Source organism: Enterococcus sp. AZ177 (assembly GCF_050544585.1).
GTDB classification, from domain to species: Bacteria; Bacillota; Bacilli; order Lactobacillales; family Enterococcaceae; genus Enterococcus_L; species Enterococcus_L plantarum.
Genome location: NZ_CP172944.1, coordinates 265,372 through 279,053, shown reverse-complemented (window position 1 = coordinate 279,053; position 13,682 = coordinate 265,372). Strand labels below are relative to the sequence as shown.

Sequence of the window (13,682 nt, the reverse complement as noted above, 5' to 3'; positions counted from 1 at the left end):
CTTTGTTACGTCCTTTTTTTCGACAAAAAAAAAGAATGGTTATTTATCGAAATCCATATTTTATCGATATAAACCTATAAGAACCCATCTATGTAGGTGTTTTGCGTGCGTTCTTTTTCACGATCATCAGAATATTTCAAACTCTTTTTTATTCGTATTTTTCTGTAAAAAGTTATATTTATATTATAAAATTCACATATTTAATTCTTCATTCTCTCTATAAAATGCTTAATTCACTAAATAAATAATTCTAAAAAAATTATTAAATGAAGAACACCCTCGCTCATTTAGCCTTCACTTCTTATATATATGACTTTTACTCTATTTTTCTTTTTTTTCTTCCTATATAAATTTAGTTGAAAGAACTTTTTTCCAAAAAATTATATAATGTATTATCGCCACAATACATATTAGCGTTCATTGTAAATACTCACTATGACAGAACGATAAGGAGAATTACTTCATTGAAAATTAAAAAAAAGCATTTATTTTGGCTAGTTACTCTTGCCACCCTTGTTAACATAGCGTTTTACTCGCGTGTCGTTTACGCTGAATCAGCTGATTTATTAAAAATGACAATCATTCCTCGAGGCGACGCAAAAACGGAACAGGGAAAAGATCAACGAAGGAATGCTCACACCTCTTTTGAATCTACAGGTATTTTTTTACCAAAAGACGAAGAAATCATCATTTACGTAGATGAAGCACCAGAGAATTTAGAATTGCGCGTTGGGCAATGGGGAAATTATACAAATGTTGTTGGACTTACAAATGGAAAACTTCAGTTCAATTCTGGAAAAGCAAAACTCCAACAAGGAGAAAACCGCTTCACCAATACGCTGACTGGCGGAATGGTTTATTTAGTCAATTCCTCTACAACACAAACGATCCATGTCAGTCTCTCTAAAACCATCAATGTTCCTTATTTCATACAAGGAAAAACTTCTATTGAAGATTTTAAAGCATCCTTGGAACTATTTAGTGATGTGCCTTTTATGGAATTCGTGAACGATGATACGATTGCCACTATCCGAATGGATCGGGCAAAAGATATTTTTCTAAAAGGGGAACAAGTTGATCGTTTTATGAAGTATGTGTCCCAAGCTCTGCATCTTGAAAACAATGCGGCTGGACTTGACTTCAACGGCCTTGGTATTACGAAAAAAGCGCCACAGCGGATTCATATAGCCAATCCTTCAGATGGTATCGGAAAATTTTACTGTACAGATTTTTATTTAGGCATGCATAGTGCGACAACAGGCGATAGAGAAGTCTTTAATTCTGGAGAGAATATGACAAACTGGGGGCTATTTCATGAGATAGGGCACTCTTACCAGAATCCATTTTACACTTGGGATAATATGAGTGAGGTAACTGTTAATATTTATTCAGATTATGTACAATCTAGTCTTGCTGGCAACAATAGTCCTTATGACGCCATCATGAGTCCAAATAACAAAAATAATAATTATAGAGCAAAAGTCGCTCGTTATTTTACCAACGTACAAAATGATCCTTTATGGAACATGGATGCGGAAATCGCTAAATACCCAACAGATTTTTATTTTGCTGCATTAGGTATGTATGTTACTTTGCCTAGAACTTTTGGCTATAGCTTTTATCCTGAGCTTAATAAACTATATCGAGCAACTCCTGCATCTGATTTACCAAGTACTAGTGATGAGAAAAAACAATTTTTTATTATCATGGCTTCAAAAATAGCCAATCGGGATTTGACTCCCTATTTTGATTTTTGGCGTTTCTCGTTAACGGATGAGACGAAGCAAGCCTTGGCAGACCTTCATTTACCAAAACTCGAAAAAGAAATTTGGAAAGATATCCTAGCAACAGAACAAGAAGAGCTAAACGGGACATATCGCATTTCAGATCACACTTATACCTTGCCTTATGCAGACCTGAATACTGCAACCACTTTTCTTAAGGTTCCTTTTGAAGAAATGAATCGATTTTCCTTGGAATCATACTTTTCTAATCTTCGTTCTGAACCGATTGCTTCTCCCGTTCGCTATCTAAAAAGTGATATTGCTGATCCTACAAATTTTGCTATCCAAGACGGCTATGCCTATTTTGAAAACGAACGGATGATTAAAAATAGATTCAGCGTTCCAACTCAAATCATCCCGAACAATACGTATGTGATGGCTGGGCAAAATGGTCCTTACGCTGCTATCGATTATGATCCTAGTACACAAGAGCTTGTTGCTATCGGAAATCACAAGCAGATCTTGCAAAATATCCCCAATAATATCTACCCTAAAGTAACGGTTTATAGTGCAAAAATGAAAGAGAAAAAACTATATGCTGAAGGATATGGTCGAGATACAGGAATTGGTTTTGCCAATAAATTAAATACATTTAAAGTAGCCGAAAACGATATTATAGAGATTTATCACCGGGAATCAACCAGACGAGTGTCTCGATACATAAACGGTAAAAAGGTTACAACAACCAAGGATACCTACTATTACATCATTACTCCTGAAGGGTGGAAAGAGCTTGATTTCACCCCCGTAGTCAAATGGAAACAAACAGAATTTCCTATCTCAAAAGCCTTGACTACAGACGATTTTATTGATAGCTATGATAATCCTGTTAATGGAGATGTGACGTTTTCTTTTGGAACAACACTTCCTGTGCAAAGTATCAAACAAGGGCAAACCTTATCTAGCTATCTTAGCCAGACAGTATCGATCACAGCTCAAAATAGTCTGTTTGGCTCTGTAGGAGAGTATTCGGTTCCTTTTCACTACTATTTTGAAAATACGATCGTTATCCCTCGACATGGCGGATATGGAACACTTTTGACATATGATAAAGACAAAAAAAATCTTGTTGCCCAAGGAGCAGATCCTTATACCATGAATGGAACAGATCCTTCAACAACGCCTTTAGTCACTATGAAAGTAACCTATCTAAACAAAGAGAAAACACCTACTCAAATAGAAGTAAAAAATAATACCCGGGCCAACGCCTTTACTAAAATGGTCAATGATCAACATATCGTATTGGAAACTGGAGATGTGATAGAACTCACACATTCTAGAGTTAATAAAGAGGGTATTTCGCTTGATGCTGACAGCAAACAGTATGTGACAAAAGCTTTAACCGCCTTTGTTGAAGGAAAAAAATATGAGACTTTCAATGGACCTACACAATACTTTTTAGTGACAGATATGGGCTTGAAACTATACGAAAATCCTGAAGAAATAGTTGGGAAAGTTACTGTCAATTACGTAGATGAGCAGCATGTGCCCATTGCAAGTCCAGATCATTTAAGTGGGAAAATCGGTACATCTTTTACAACTTCTCCTAAAGAAATTGAAGACTATTCCTTAAAAGAAGGACCAGAAAAGAGTACTGGACTGTTTACTGTGGAGGACCAAACTATTACTTATATTTATACCAAAGAAGGCAAATTATCCATCGATTTTGTTTCACCTATTCACTTTGGTACTCATCCTATTTCAAGAAATACAATGAATGTTACTGCTGAAAAGTTACCTGCATCAACCTATTATGTTGAAATTACAGATACTAGACCAGAGCCTGGAAATTGGAACTTACAAGTTCAGCAAAGCCAACAGTTCAAAACCTCTAACAATGAGGTTTTAGCAGGCGCTCTCTTTTCTGTCTCGAACCTCTACGCTGAAGAGAAATCAGATGGAACGAAAGTCCCTTCCATCATAAATTCAGAATTCACTTTGACATTTGATGAACACGAACAAGGGTCTATTCAAACTGTTTTAGTAGCTAAACCTGGCGAAGGTGGCGGAACGTATCGTTTTTACTTTAATGAACCAACGACAGATACTCCTAGTATCCACCTCTTGATTCCAGATACAGCAAATAAAATGATCGGTTCATTTTCTAGTGAGCTGCTTTGGACATTGTCAATAGTCCCATAAATAACGGACACTGCAGATAACTTGATCGACTTTATTCGCAGAGGCTGAGACAGAAGGGATTGCTTCTGCTCCCATCGTTTATTCACATTTAGGGTGTAGAACAAAAGTGATTTTTACTTTTGTTCTACACCCTTATTTTTTAATAGGTCTCATTCAGCTTTGTGATTTCATCCTTATGCAGTTTTTGTAATGTTTGAGGTGCTATCACTTTTACACCATTACCAAACATCATTAAAAAGGGTAAAATCGTTTTTTGTTGATTGGCAAAAACTCTTATATCAACATGATTATCGGCTATTATCATTTCATCTTCCGTGTAATAATCGTACAGTTTTCCTAAATCTTCTTTTTTAAAGCGTAATTGAATGATCTCTTCCTCTTTTTCAGTAGGTTTTTGATTGCAATAATCAATAGGGTCAAAGCTTACTTCTTGAATCATAAGTTGTCGAATCCGGGTGACCTTAAAATATCTAAAGGCCTCTCGCTCTTCGCAATAAGAATAGATATACCAACTACCGTTCGTTAACATCAGTTCATAGGGATGGATCGTTCTTCGCGTATGATCCCCTTTATTGTCCACATAATTAATTATTAGCTTTCGATTTTGTTTTAACGCAAGATTGAGGTAATTGATTTTTGTTTTAGTTTCGATCTCAATTTCTGGGCGATGCATCGTTGGTGACTCAAAGGAAAATTTGCTTTTAATTTTTCCGTTTTGATTCGTTTTTTCTTGCAGCAGTGTAATTTTTTCTTTGATTGTCTTTTGTTGATCAGAAATTCCAAAAAGCCCTTCTTGGACATCCAGTGCGTTCAGAATATCTTGTTTTTCTTCTCCACTATACGTGTATGTTCGCAATTTAAAAGAATCTACCAGAGAAAAACCGCCATTACGGCCTGCGTGAGCAACAATCGGAAAACCAGCTAATTCAATCGTTTCGATATCTCTAAAAATTGTTCTTTTTGCCACATCAAAGCGTTGTGCTAATTGAGCAGTTGAAACGATTTCATTTTCTAGAAGTAAAACGATGATGGCCAGTATTCGCTCGATTTTCTTCATACCATTCTCCTCCTCAAATCCGAAAAAGGACAAAACTAGCTTCTTTCACTAGTCTCATCCTTATCATTATTTCACTATTCCTGCTGTTATTCCCGATACTTGATTGCTAATCCTTTTAGGAAATTTCTTGCATATCGGTCCCCACATTCTTTGTAGTTTCGATGACCTTCTTTTCTTAAAATAGCACTTAACTCACTGTCTGAAGCATAAACCCCAGCAAGTCTCAAAACATCCAGCATATCATCACTGGTAAGTGTTAAAGCAATTTTTACTTTCTTAAGCAATACATTATTGACGTTACTTTGGCTAGTGATCAAGAATGTTGGCTTAGGGGCTATACCATTTTTCACAGGTGGTGTCCCTCTTTTATAGGTAATCAAGCCATTCAAGAAAGCTTCTAATGTACGATTATCACAAACTGCATCACGAGGAAGTTCATCTTCTTCATTTTGCTTTATTAATAATACTCGCAACTCTTCTCTTGAGACCTCTAAACCACCCAACTTAAAAATCTTGATCATATCTGTATCTTTAATATCTAATGCATAGCGCAAACGAATCAATATGTCGTTGTTATTCATCTTTCTCCTCCAGATTATCTATCATTAATCCTAGTATAAAGCTTTCCTTCAGAGAATGCATCAATTTGTTTTGATTCGCCAGAATAAATGAATGGTTTTGAAGTTTGTTCTACCTGTACTACAAAACCTCAACCTTCGAACGCCAAGAAGTTCCACAACGATCAACGATTTCATTGAATGTTTCAATATTTTCTTTGCCTTGTGTGGCAAACCAATCACGACCAGCTGCTTCGCCTTTTGTAGCAAATGGTTTCACGCCTTCTCGCCAAGTGGCACGCCCACATAAGACGCCGCTAAACTTTGACCCAGCCTCTTTTGCAAATACTAATGTTTCTTGGAATAATGGTGTAGAAACACCTGCACTTAGAAAAATAAATGGGCGTTCAGTCAAATCGCTTTGTTTTTTGAAATAGCTTAAGGCTTCTTTTTTACTATAAACGACTTCATTTTCAGCAAAACCTTCCACATAATTCATATTAACAGGGACTTCCATTTTTAATACATCGATATGATAGCGTGGTTTAGAAAATTCAATCGTTGATTCTAGTACTTTACGCGGTTTAACTCTAGCAAATGCCGCAGAAGTCGAGTCCGTAATTTCAGCATCATAGGTCACAATTTCAACAAAAAGCGGAATATCTTCTCCTAAACATTCGCTACCTAGCCGTTCAACAAATACATGCTTTAAATGATTGATTGCAGCCGATTCATCAGGATCATAATATAGTAAGAACTTGATAGCATCAGCACCCGCTTCTTTCAAGCGTGAGACAGACCAATCTTCTAATAAACCTGGCATTCTACCCGGTGTTGAAGCATCGTAGCCTGTTTTTTCATAAGCTAATAATAATCCGCAATTCTTATCCCGCACCCTAGTTGCTGGCAATCCGTAATCTGGATCAAGTAAAATCGCCGAAGCATAAGGAGTTAACTCTCGGGAAGCAACTTCTTTAAAATCGACGATTTCTTCTCCAGTGGCTGTTGTACTAGCATCTGCAATCATTTTCTTTAAAGAACCTCGTTGATCGATCGCCAATGCTTCAATTAATCCTTTTTCGTTAGACAAACGATTGAGGGCATCCATTTTTGCTTGACTGATTTTGATCATAATAATAGCTCCTTTACTCTTATTCGAGGAATAAACCTCTCTTACTTTTGAGTATACTCGCTACAATTTAGAAAAACAAAAGCCAAGCCTTATAGGATGACAGTAGTTATAAATCCCCATAATTGAGTAAGAGAATAAACCGTATAAATACTTAAACAAATCAGCGTAAACAGATAGCTATAGATGTTGATCTTATTTAACGAAGATTTTTTTAATTGGAATAAGATGATAAACATACAAATTACTTGAGCATACAATAGAAAATCCTTCAGAAAATGGTATTTAAATCCTAAAATAAAGCTGGTCATATCCAGAGAAATGACAATTAATATTAATAATCCAAATAATCGAAAACTTTTTTTAGCACTCGAGGTCAATTGACTTGGACTTAGCGATCCGTAAAGAACAATCATTGAAATATACGCAATATAAAATAAATTATTAAAAATAAAATGCATTTTCCACTTCCTCCTGACGTTAGTTCGTTCACACATAGTTTACCACATCCACTGAATAGATAGGAATATAGATCCTTATCCAGATAAAAATGTTTAGAGCAAAATATAGTAAATCATTCTTCTTGACCTGATACGCGTTTCATACTTTATAGTAAAAATAAGACAGGAGGTATCACGTTATGATGAATGATATGCTTGAATTAACCGATCGATAAAGCAGTAAAATTGGCTGAAATAGAAGGATTGACGTTTGGAGAAGAAGGTGAGCTTGACTTTATCTGCTTTGATTATGAAGAAGAATATTACCACTTTATAGATTACGGTAATCACTTGATGCTTTTTTTAAGCAATATTTTGCGTCCTATAAGTGGTAGTTACTAGGTGTGAAAGGAGTTCCTTATGGCGAATATTCATGATATTGCCAAACTATCTGGTTATTCAGTCACTACGGTTTCTCATGTTTTGACTAATCATCCTTATGTATCTGAGGAAAAACGAGCAAAAATCACACAGATCATGCATGAGCTTGATTACATACCAAATGCAAAAGCCCCGGATTTAAGTAGTGGAAAATCAAAACATATTGCGGTCATGATTCTTTATGCCAACCAACCTTATTCTGATAAAATTGTCAGCAGCATCTTGAATGCTGCTTTTGATAAAGGCTATAAACCAACTAATTATGATCCTGTAGTCGAAAAACAATATTTAGATGAATTAGCTGCAAAAGCGTGGGATGGCATGATCATTACGAGGCTGGGACAGAAGCGTTTATTCGCATTTAGGGCGCACATCAAAATCATTTTTACTTTTGTCCCACACCCTTGATTGCACGCTATTTAAAGTATGCGCCAATCGTTTGTTGTGGAGATACTGGTGATTTTCCTATTTCCTGCGTGTCAATCAAGCGTGAAGAATCTTATATTGATTTGTTTACAAGTCTGAAAGAACAAGGGTATGAGAAAATTGCTTTAACCGTTGGACGAACGGAAAAAGAAAGTGCCAGCACTGGATTAGTCTTGCAAGCTTACAGGGATATCATCGGCTATTCAGATGAGTCCATGATTGTTAGAAACTGTCGCACATACGAAGATGGGATTCAAGCCGGAATTCATTTCACGGGTTTGAAGAACCTTCAAGTGATCGTTACCAATGGAGATGATGTTGCTGCTGGCATTTTACAGCCTCTTTCTTCAAATTAAGTGACTGTGATTGGCGAGGAAAATTTACTTTCAAGTAGGCTATTCAATTTTTCTACGATCAATCATCCTATCAATCAGTGCGGCAAAGCTGCTTTTCACCTTTTTTGAGAGGAAGAAATTAGAATAGTCTCTATCCCTTATACCGTTATTAAACGTGTATAGAATTGGTGAGGTGAGATATGAAAAAATCATTTCACTCTTTACCAACTAAAAAAAGACTATACCATACAACCGACCATGCCTTGTATTTTATAGTCTTTTTTAGTTTAGCGTTTATGGTAAGTTAAAGCCTGTTCAATACAAAAAGTTAGTTCATTGATAGGCCATTCCTTTTCGGGATCAAGTACAATTGCTCGGTTTTTAGAAAACTCAAAAACATTACTAAACAACGCTCTAAATTCCTCTACTAATGTTGTTTGACAATGAAAGAAAATTGCTACTTTTTCAGCACCAAAACGATCGATACGAACCGGACTACCTGACTTGCTTATTTTTGTAGCGTAGGAAGGTTGATTCCATTTTAAACTTTCTTCCAACTCACCAACAATTGTTAAACGTGCTGCCGTCTCAAAAATCAATTCACGAAGGACCAATAACGGTTTTCGATAATCTTCAGGGTACTGTTCAAAAATAGTTGCCACACTTTCATCTATGATTTCTTTCATGTTATCCCTCTTTTACTATTTTCTAATCACCCATCCTCCACAGTGATAATTTGATGGTTTATTGATTAATGCTGTAATTCATGAGTCAGTTACTACCTCCTTATAAACGGTGAGATCAGGAGCAATCCCTTCGGAAATAAGCATTCTTGTCCCTACCTCACTATTTTAACCATCTACATGTCAGCTGAGGTGAAGACTTCTGACACATCATCGTCTTCTTCCAGTTTATCAATCAGTATTTGCAGTTGTTCCTGTTGCTCCTCTTCTAACTCCACTAACGTTTGCGGTACCATCGTCAATTCAGCTTGTGCCAAAGTATAGCCATCTTTCTCTAAGGCATCTCTAACTGTCGTAAAATCTTCTGGAGCTGTATAGATTTCAAACACTTCTTCAGAAGTCTCCAAATCCTCTGCGCCTGCTTCCAGTATATTTTCAAACATCGTATCTTCATCGATAGACAGTCCTGAACGCTCAATTGCAATATACCCTTTGCGATCGAACATGTAACTAACAGAACCCGTTTCACCTAAAGAGCCACCATTTCGAGTAAACGCAACTCGGACATTCGTTGCCGTTCGATTCCGATTATCTGTCAACGCATAGACTAAAATCGCAACTCCTGCAGGGCCATATCCTTCATACGTAATCTCATCATACTGTTCATTTTCCCCTGCGCTGCTGGCTTTTTTGATTGCACGATCAATATTATCATTAGGCATATTAGCTGCTTTCGCCTTATCCATAACCAGTCTTAACGCAGCATTGGTTGCTGGATCAGCACCACCTGCTTTTGCTGCCATATAAATTTCTCTTGATAATTTTTGGAAAATCTTACCCCGTTTTGCATCTTGTGCATTTTTACGGCCTTGAATATTTTTCCATTTACTGTGACCTGCCATTGTCTGTTCCTCCTCATCAAAAAGTTGAAAGAGCTTGTCCAGTATTATCAGGAAAATAGGAAAAAATAACTGCGGTGTTCTCCGTCTCAATTATTTTTATCTTTTTCCCAAAAGACTAGCTCTTAAAGCTAAATAATCCTAGAATACTTATTCACCTTCTATTTTACTATGCTTCTATATAGTTGCAACCTTTACTCTTGTTTTAAAGCAGATTGCCGTAAAAAAGGGTGTGGAACAAAAAGTAAAAATCACTTTTGTTCCACACCCAAAATGCGAATAAACGGCGGGAGCAGAAGCAATCCCTTTGGAAATAAGCTGAACTTCACAAAAATTTGAAGATCAATTTTCGTACATTCCTTCTTATTTCTCGAGATTAAAAACTCTTGTCCCAACCGCTTTCTTTTCGTTTTAATCTATCACATCTAATCGGACATCCACATCACGAAATCTAACTACTTCTCCATCTTTAAATGGAATTGTACGTTCTTCTTGTTTGCCACTCAGTAATTGAATATTGATACAGCCCGTATCTGAAAAAATACGGTAGGCTACCATTCCTAGTTCAGGTAATGTTGCGGTATCTCTTGTCTGACTTTTATGGATACTCATAATTTCCATGATTCATCACTCCCCTTTGTTATTATAAAAGGGATTCTTTTAAATTAGGCTATCTTCTACATAAGAATTCTTTCATTTCACCATAATAATGGCTTTATTTTCTCTGGCAGTTCTTGTTTTTCGATTTCTTCCCACCCTAAAACTTTCTGACCTTTAACCGTTAATTTAAGAAACTTGTTTGGTTCTAATGCCTTTCCAAATGAAATATACTCTACTTTTCGTTTCTCCCCTTTGTTGGTATAGCACGTTTGAACATATGCAAAATTTTCTATTTTAGTCACTGCATCGGGGTATTTGTACTTATAATTTTCAGTTGTCCTAGTATAAAGCGTTGCAATTTTGACTAACGGATTGAATTGATCGATAATAGTTGCAACAGTTGAGGTGTTATTGCAAGTATAGAGTCTAAGCCCGATCACACTGATTGCTATAGTCAGAATTATCGCTAGTACCGATTGACAGAATTGTTTCATTAGGTGCCCCTCACTTCTCTTCGTCTAATCCCATATACTCTCCTTATAATAGATTTTTTTCTGTCTATCTACATCCACCTAGAGACTGATATTGCATCAAATCAACAAAAAAATGAAGCAAGTAGCTGATTATCACAGCCTTACTTCATTTATTTTTTTAACACGATTACATTATCTATCTTTACGCTTGTTTCTATCAAATCTATTTTTTTCTCAATTTTTTAATCCCAATTACGAGCAAACAAAGAACAACCGCTGTAAGGGCTCCGATAGAATCCAACATCACATCCTGAAATAGGGGGGTACGTCCGCCTGTCATCATTTGATGGTATTCATCTAACCCAGCGTATCCTGTTGCTGCAAGCCATGCAACAACACCGATTAAAAGTGGTTGTTTGAGTTTCATATTTAAGCCAATAAACCAACTACCACCTAATAAAAAGTATGTCCCAAAATGAGCTCCTTTACGAATGAAGAACTCCACAAATTTCGCATACCCTCTTGCTTGAATACTTACTTCGCTTCCTGCATAACTAAACGAAATCCCTTTTAATTGCTCTTTAAATGGATGATTGCTCAACATATTATCTAGTAAGCCTACTTGTGATTGCTGTTCATACGTTTGAGAAGAACTGTAAAATAAAACAGCCATGATCACAAAGGCCATAACTATATAAAAATTACTATTTCTTAATTGTTTTTTCAATTTGTCACCTCGTTTCAGTTACTTTCATTATAGTAGCTTTTCTAAATAAAATAAACAATCGCTCAATCTTTTTTTCTTATGATATACTAGAAGAAACAGAATTAAGAAAGAAGGAATTGGATATGACCTACTCGCTCGTTTGGGATTTAGATAGTATTTTCCCTGGAGGTAGCCACTCGACACAATTAGAACAACGCTTAACAGAATTGAAAGAGCAAAGTAAAACCTATCACCAGTTGATTGAACAATGGACACCTGAAAATGATGCAGATTACCAAGAATTACAACAAATTTTAACTTTACAAGGAACTATTTCTGATGGTTTTTCACAGTGTAATAGTTTTATCAATGCATTATCATCTGCTGATACAAAGGATAAAAAAGCAAAAATCTTATCTGGTGATCTTTTTTCTTTATTACCAGCTATCCAATTAGCAGAAACTATTTTCACGAAAAAATTGACAGAAATTTCTGATGAGCATTGGCAAACTGTTACAGCTTTGCCAGCATTTGAATCCATTGCGTTTCGTTTAAATGAAATTCGTCGCGATGGCATGCAATTATTAACTGAACAAGAGGAAAACATCATTAACACTTTGTCGTTAGATGGACTAAATGCTTGGAGTAGCCACTATGATACCATTGTAGCAAGTATTTTGATTCCATTTAAAGAGGGCGATAACACTACTATGCTTTCAGCTGGGCAAGCTTTTAACCGAATGATGAGTGATCCTAACCCAGAAGTACGTGCAGAATTGTTTAATTCCTGGGAAAAAGCTTGGAGCGACAAAGCGCCATTATTAGCAGATACCTTAAATCATTTGGATGGATTCCGTTTAAGTGACTATAAACTTCACGGTGTGAGCGACTTCTTAGAAAAACCGTTAAACTATAACCGTATGCAAAAAGAAACACTCGATGTTATGTGGGCAACGATTCAAAAGAATAAACAACCCTTTATCGATTTCCTGACCCGCAAGGCACAATTGTTTGGAAAAGAAAAAATGGACTGGCAAGACCAAGATGCTCCAATTATTTTAGGCGATTTACAAGAAAAAACGTATAGTTTTAACGAAGCTGCTGATTTTATTTTAGAAAACTTTGAAAAATTCAGTCCCAAAATGGCAACATTTGCTAAAGGTGCTTTCGAAAAAAGTTGGATTGAAGCGGAAGATCGTCCAGATAAACGCCCTGGTGGCTATTGTACTGAACTTCCTGAATCCCAAGAATCTAGAATTTTTATGACATTCGGAAATTCAATCAATGAAGTTGCTACGTTAGCTCATGAATTAGGCCATGCGTTCCATAGCAGCGTGATGTGGGACCTGCCAAGTCTTGATCGGGAATATGCAATGAACGTTGCAGAGACAGCTAGTACATTCGCAGAATTGATTGTTGCTGATGCAACACTTAAAGAAGCCAAGACTCCTGAAGAAAAGATCAACTTATTAGACACTAAAATGCAAAATGCTATTGCAATGTTTATGAACATCCACTCTCGTTTTATTTTTGAAAATAGCTTTTATGAAGCTCGTCAAAAAGGATTGCTTAGTGAAGATGAAATAACTGAATTGATGCTTGAAGCGCAAAAAGAAAGTTATCAAGATAGTTTAGGGACCTATCATCCTCATTTTTGGGCAAGTAAACTGCATTTCTTTATTGATGATGTACCGTTTTACAATTTCCCTTACACCTTTGGTTACCTGTTCAGCATGGGAATTTACGCCTATGCAAATAAACAAGGTAGTGATTTTGAAGATCAGTACATTGCTTTACTTCGCGATACAGCCTCAATGACTTCAGAGGATTTAGCTAAAAAACATCTTGGGGTTGATTTAACACAACCTGATTTCTGGCAAGCTGGAATCGACCAAGTGTTAAAAGATGTGAATGAATTTATGGAATTGACAGAAGGATATATTAACTAGTGTTGAGAAGCGTCCACGTAATTTCGTTGACGCTTCTTTTTGACTGGTATACAAAAAAAAG

Annotated in this window: 12 protein-coding genes and 1 pseudogene; 4 read left to right on the top strand and 9 right to left on the bottom strand. The window is 36.2% G+C overall.

The annotated features are described in order from the left end of the window. The first annotated feature begins 464 nt into the window (after window positions 1–464). Window positions 465–3,926 (top strand): M60 family metallopeptidase, encoded by a 3,462-nt coding sequence (locus IGJ34_RS01315; protein WP_430597939.1) that lies wholly within the window; start codon window positions 465–467, stop codon window positions 3,924–3,926. Window positions 3,927–4,065: 139 nt separating this feature from the next. Here IGJ34_RS01315 and IGJ34_RS01310 read toward each other — a convergent pair whose 3' ends face one another. The 4 genes from IGJ34_RS01310 to IGJ34_RS01295 all read right to left on the bottom strand — a co-directional run bounded on the left by IGJ34_RS01310 (window position 4,066) and on the right by IGJ34_RS01295 (window position 7,130). Next, window positions 4,066–4,983, bottom strand: coding sequence for a helix-turn-helix transcriptional regulator (locus IGJ34_RS01310; protein ID WP_430597938.1), 918 nt, complete (start codon window positions 4,981–4,983; stop codon window positions 4,066–4,068). 86 nt (window positions 4,984–5,069) lie between these two features. Next, on the bottom strand, window positions 5,070–5,564 hold the full coding sequence (locus IGJ34_RS01305) for a DUF1456 family protein (RefSeq protein WP_206834133.1): 495 nt from the start codon (window positions 5,562–5,564) through the stop codon (window positions 5,070–5,072). Window positions 5,565–5,682: 118 nt separating this feature from the next. Beyond that, window positions 5,683–6,672 (bottom strand): tagatose-bisphosphate aldolase, encoded by a 990-nt coding sequence (gene lacD, locus IGJ34_RS01300; protein WP_430597937.1) that lies wholly within the window; start codon window positions 6,670–6,672, stop codon window positions 5,683–5,685. A gap of 89 nt (window positions 6,673–6,761) precedes the next feature. Then, window positions 6,762–7,130, bottom strand: coding sequence for a hypothetical protein (locus tag IGJ34_RS01295; protein ID WP_069654130.1), 369 nt, complete (start codon window positions 7,128–7,130; stop codon window positions 6,762–6,764). Between the two features lie 225 nt (window positions 7,131–7,355). Here IGJ34_RS01295 and IGJ34_RS01290 point away from each other — a divergent pair, with 225 nt between their 5' ends. Then, window positions 7,356–7,511, top strand: coding sequence for a hypothetical protein (locus tag IGJ34_RS01290; protein WP_430597936.1), 156 nt, complete (start codon window positions 7,356–7,358; stop codon window positions 7,509–7,511). An 18-nt stretch (window positions 7,512–7,529) separates the two neighbouring features. Then, window positions 7,530–8,440, top strand: a pseudogene (locus tag IGJ34_RS01285) (LacI family DNA-binding transcriptional regulator). A 158-nt stretch (window positions 8,441–8,598) separates the two neighbouring features. Here IGJ34_RS01285 and IGJ34_RS01280 read toward each other — a convergent pair. The 5 genes from IGJ34_RS01280 to IGJ34_RS01260 form a co-directional block, all read right to left on the bottom strand. Continuing rightward, on the bottom strand, window positions 8,599–8,997 hold the full coding sequence (locus tag IGJ34_RS01280; protein ID WP_430597935.1) for a DUF1801 domain-containing protein: 399 nt from the start codon (window positions 8,995–8,997) through the stop codon (window positions 8,599–8,601). A gap of 173 nt (window positions 8,998–9,170) precedes the next feature. After that, window positions 9,171–9,896, bottom strand: a complete 726-nt coding sequence (locus IGJ34_RS01275) for a YebC/PmpR family DNA-binding transcriptional regulator (protein ID WP_111248088.1) — start codon at window positions 9,894–9,896, stop codon at window positions 9,171–9,173. Between the two features lie 408 nt (window positions 9,897–10,304). Then, on the bottom strand, window positions 10,305–10,514 hold the full coding sequence (locus IGJ34_RS01270; RefSeq protein WP_430597934.1) for a hypothetical protein: 210 nt from the start codon (window positions 10,512–10,514) through the stop codon (window positions 10,305–10,307). Window positions 10,515–10,591: 77 nt separating this feature from the next. Beyond that, window positions 10,592–10,987: a YxeA family protein gene (locus tag IGJ34_RS01265; RefSeq protein ID WP_069654133.1), complete on the bottom strand. Its 396-nt coding sequence runs from the start codon at window positions 10,985–10,987 to the stop codon at window positions 10,592–10,594. A 202-nt stretch (window positions 10,988–11,189) separates the two neighbouring features. After that, on the bottom strand, window positions 11,190–11,654 hold the full coding sequence (locus IGJ34_RS01260; RefSeq protein WP_069654214.1) for a VanZ family protein: 465 nt from the start codon (window positions 11,652–11,654) through the stop codon (window positions 11,190–11,192). 161 nt (window positions 11,655–11,815) lie between these two features. Here IGJ34_RS01260 and IGJ34_RS01255 point away from each other — a divergent pair, with 161 nt between their 5' ends. Further along, complete coding sequence (locus IGJ34_RS01255) at window positions 11,816–13,621, top strand: M3 family oligoendopeptidase (protein ID WP_069654134.1); 1,806 nt, start codon at window positions 11,816–11,818, stop codon at window positions 13,619–13,621. The last annotated feature ends 61 nt before the right edge of the window (window positions 13,622–13,682 follow it).

Bases quoted from the DNA above. Each gene is read 5' to 3' on its own strand.
- IGJ34_RS01280 (WP_430597935.1), bottom strand. From the start codon at position 8,997: ATGAAAGAAATCATAGATGAAAGTGTGGCAACTATTTTTGAACAGTAC.
- IGJ34_RS01270 (WP_430597934.1), bottom strand. From the start codon at position 10,514: ATGGAAATTATGAGTATCCATAAAAGTCAGACAAGAGATACCGCAACA.
- IGJ34_RS01255 (WP_069654134.1), top strand. From the start codon at position 11,816: ATGACCTACTCGCTCGTTTGGGATTTAGATAGTATTTTCCCTGGAGGT.
- lacD (WP_430597937.1), bottom strand. From the start codon at position 6,672: ATGATCAAAATCAGTCAAGCAAAAATGGATGCCCTCAATCGTTTGTCT.
- IGJ34_RS01275 (WP_111248088.1), bottom strand. From the start codon at position 9,896: ATGGCAGGTCACAGTAAATGGAAAAATATTCAAGGCCGTAAAAATGCA.
- IGJ34_RS01305 (WP_206834133.1), bottom strand. From the start codon at position 5,564: ATGAATAACAACGACATATTGATTCGTTTGCGCTATGCATTAGATATT.
- IGJ34_RS01310 (WP_430597938.1), bottom strand. From the start codon at position 4,983: ATGAAGAAAATCGAGCGAATACTGGCCATCATCGTTTTACTTCTAGAA.
- IGJ34_RS01260 (WP_069654214.1), bottom strand. From the start codon at position 11,654: ATGGCCTTTGTGATCATGGCTGTTTTATTTTACAGTTCTTCTCAAACG.
- IGJ34_RS01295 (WP_069654130.1), bottom strand. From the start codon at position 7,130: ATGCATTTTATTTTTAATAATTTATTTTATATTGCGTATATTTCAATG.
- IGJ34_RS01265 (WP_069654133.1), bottom strand. From the start codon at position 10,987: ATGAAACAATTCTGTCAATCGGTACTAGCGATAATTCTGACTATAGCA.